This is a genomic window from Microcoleus sp. OTE_8_concoct_300 (genome assembly GCF_031383065.1).
In the GTDB taxonomy this organism is placed as follows: Bacteria; Cyanobacteriota; Cyanobacteriia; order Cyanobacteriales; family Microcoleaceae; genus Microcoleus.
This window is the reverse complement of the sequence record NZ_JANMZH010000256.1, coordinates 1-2417: the sequence shown is the minus strand read 5'-3', so window position 1 is coordinate 2417 and position 2417 is coordinate 1. Positions and strand designations below refer to the sequence as shown.

Here is a 2417-nt window from a genome sequence, read left to right as displayed (position 1 = left end):
AGCTATTTGGCTGCGTTTCGGTGCTCTTGCATAGCTAGATTGTCGCTGTGTTTAGGTGCACCTGCCCGTTGAGATACTCGCTGCGTTTCGGTGCTCTTGCATAGCTAGATTGTCGGTGTGTTTCGGTGCACCTGCCCGTTGAGATACTCGTTTAGTTTCGGTACACTCGCATAGCTAAATATTTATGGTGTTTCCGTACTCGGAACTATGGGTTGTGTTTCGGTATTTCTGCACTCAGAACTACTCGCTGTGCTTCGGTGCTCTTGCACATTGAGATACGCGTTGTGTTTCGGTTCTCTTGCATAGCTAGAAGAAGAAGATACTGCGCTTTAAAACACAATTATAAAAAGTAATCGAAAAGCGTCCAAATGCTTTAGACTGGATGACTTAAGCCTGCTTGCATACTGTTACAGTGTTCGGTTTAATCCCGCCTACCTACTTAATAACTGCGGAAACATCCCAACAATTAATTCTTCGATTTTGACTCGCCCGATCGCGCTCAAATTACCTTTCTTCAGCTTGTACCCCGCACCACCTCACCAACCCCAACCCAGCAACCACAAGTTGATCCCGTATTCGATCAACCCGGCGGGGAAACTGCAAAAAACCTATCGAATATTCGTACAACCTTTTCAACAAACTGCGAAAAGCTGATCGAATAAAAGTGCAATACTGACAACGTTTAGTGCTTGATTATACCGATTTTGAGCGCTGCAAATGTTGGACTTTGCATGGGCGGATCGGTGCCTAAACGTGGCAAATGTTGGACGAAACACCGACCAAACGCGGCGCTGCAATTTTATTTTGTACGGAGTTTGTTCGCTCTAATTTCGTCCAACATTCGCCCCACATTCATCCAACATTTATCCCATTTCGTCCAACTTTTGTCCAACATTCGCCCCCAGTTGGTTTGCACTGCTTCAAAACTATACAGGGTATGGAATGCAGGCTTTACTTTTGCCTCGGAAACAGCAGAAAAGAGACGGCATTCTTTGCCGGAATCGGGATGCGGGCAAATGCTGCCCCTGGGGATGGAGACAGAGGTGGCGCTACCATACTTATTCCGCTTTGCAGCGTTTTTTAACGCTCTCTTTAGCTTCATACTTGGGGCATCGAAATTTCAGTTTTTTTGACTGCATTGCCGGGTCGAAAAACAAGTCATTTTTGCTGATTTTAACGATCGCCACTAATTTAACGTTCGGCTTGCTGTTGGTTGGTTCGGCGGTGCGCGAAGGAGAAAGCGCGAAGGAGAAAGCGATCGCGCACCGCGAGTTGCCCTCGCCAAGAGAGTAGATATAGATCGAGCGCGCTAACTTCTTGGCGAAGACGCGCTCGGATGGACGCTATGGCGTGGCCGTACCGAGCGTCGAGATCGAGCGCGCTAACTTCTTGGCGAAGACGCCAAGGGTTTACCCTTCGATACTTTGATTATTAAGCGCCAAACGAGCGCGCTAACTTCTTGGCGAAGACGTGACCTGTGCGAGCTTTGGGCAGCGGGCCCAGGCGGCGGTTCCTCCGAATTTTGTTTTTTCCGCTGCGCGCTTGCTGTTTGTAAACCAAATTAAAACAGGGATCAAGCGCGTTGGTTTAAGACTGACTTTCGGTTTGCTTCCAAAGTTTGACCAATTGTCTGAAATCCTCATTTTCAATGTCTGTTAATGCTGCTTTCACAGCTTCCTTGACTCCCAATTCATGTACTTGGAAGTAGACATCATTGGCGTTGGCAGGGTTTTTGTCCGCAATTGCTTGGAGTATCCGCGCTTGAAGCCTTTGAACCAACTCCGATTCGGTGACAACTCGCTCGGCGGTTGGCTCGCCCGAGAGAGTCAATTCATCGGATGAATGCGGGGTTAGTCGGGGTTCGCACGGGATTGGGATGGGATTTGTCGGTTGGCTTAAATCCACTTCTGACAAAGGTTCCGGTATTTCGACGAGGTTGACGGGGTACGAATCTAGTTTTTTAATTATTTCTACCTCATGACTTGTGATTTGGGTTTCCTCAATCAACGGAGAAGAAGACTCTAACTTTTCACAAAAGTGATTACTTGTACCGCGACTTTCCTCAGTCAACGGAGAAGAAGACTCTAACTTTTTACAGCTATTTTGAGGGTCTAAACCCTGTAAATGGCTGTAATTACTGTTTGACAAGGTTTCCGAACCCCCTCCGAACCCCGTCTCAACACCGTAATGCCCTGTGTTGTACCCCGTATCAGTGAAGAAATTCTGGGGAATAAGCGCCGAAAGCGAATCAGAATGAGTCGGCGATGTTTCCCCTTCGGTGCGGAATCTCAACCCTTCAAACCAACTGCGGCCGCCGGAGCGCTTCCACTTGACACCGCTCAGTTCGAGATAATCGCTGCACAGTTCCGAGAGCATTTTCGGATACTTGATATGAGAAACAGCCTTGAGATTGGAGT

Annotated in this window: 2 protein-coding genes; one reads left to right on the top strand and one right to left on the bottom strand. The window is 47.9% G+C overall.

Annotation, left to right across the window (positions count from 1 at the left end):
* Positions 1-942 precede the first annotated feature (942 nt).
* A complete protein-coding gene (locus ACUVJL_RS12025; protein WP_445246063.1) occupies positions 943-1293 on the top strand; it encodes a hypothetical protein in 351 nt (116 codons plus the stop codon).
* 294 nt (positions 1294-1587) lie between these two features.
* On the opposite strand, the gene ACUVJL_RS12020 is transcribed toward ACUVJL_RS12025, so the two are convergent.
* The coding region (locus ACUVJL_RS12020) for a hypothetical protein (RefSeq protein ID WP_445246062.1) at positions 1588-2417 on the bottom strand (830 nt) is incomplete at its 5' end.

Bases quoted from the DNA above. Each gene is read 5' to 3' on its own strand.
- ACUVJL_RS12025 (WP_445246063.1), top strand. From the start codon at position 943: ATGCAGGCTTTACTTTTGCCTCGGAAACAGCAGAAAAGAGACGGCATT.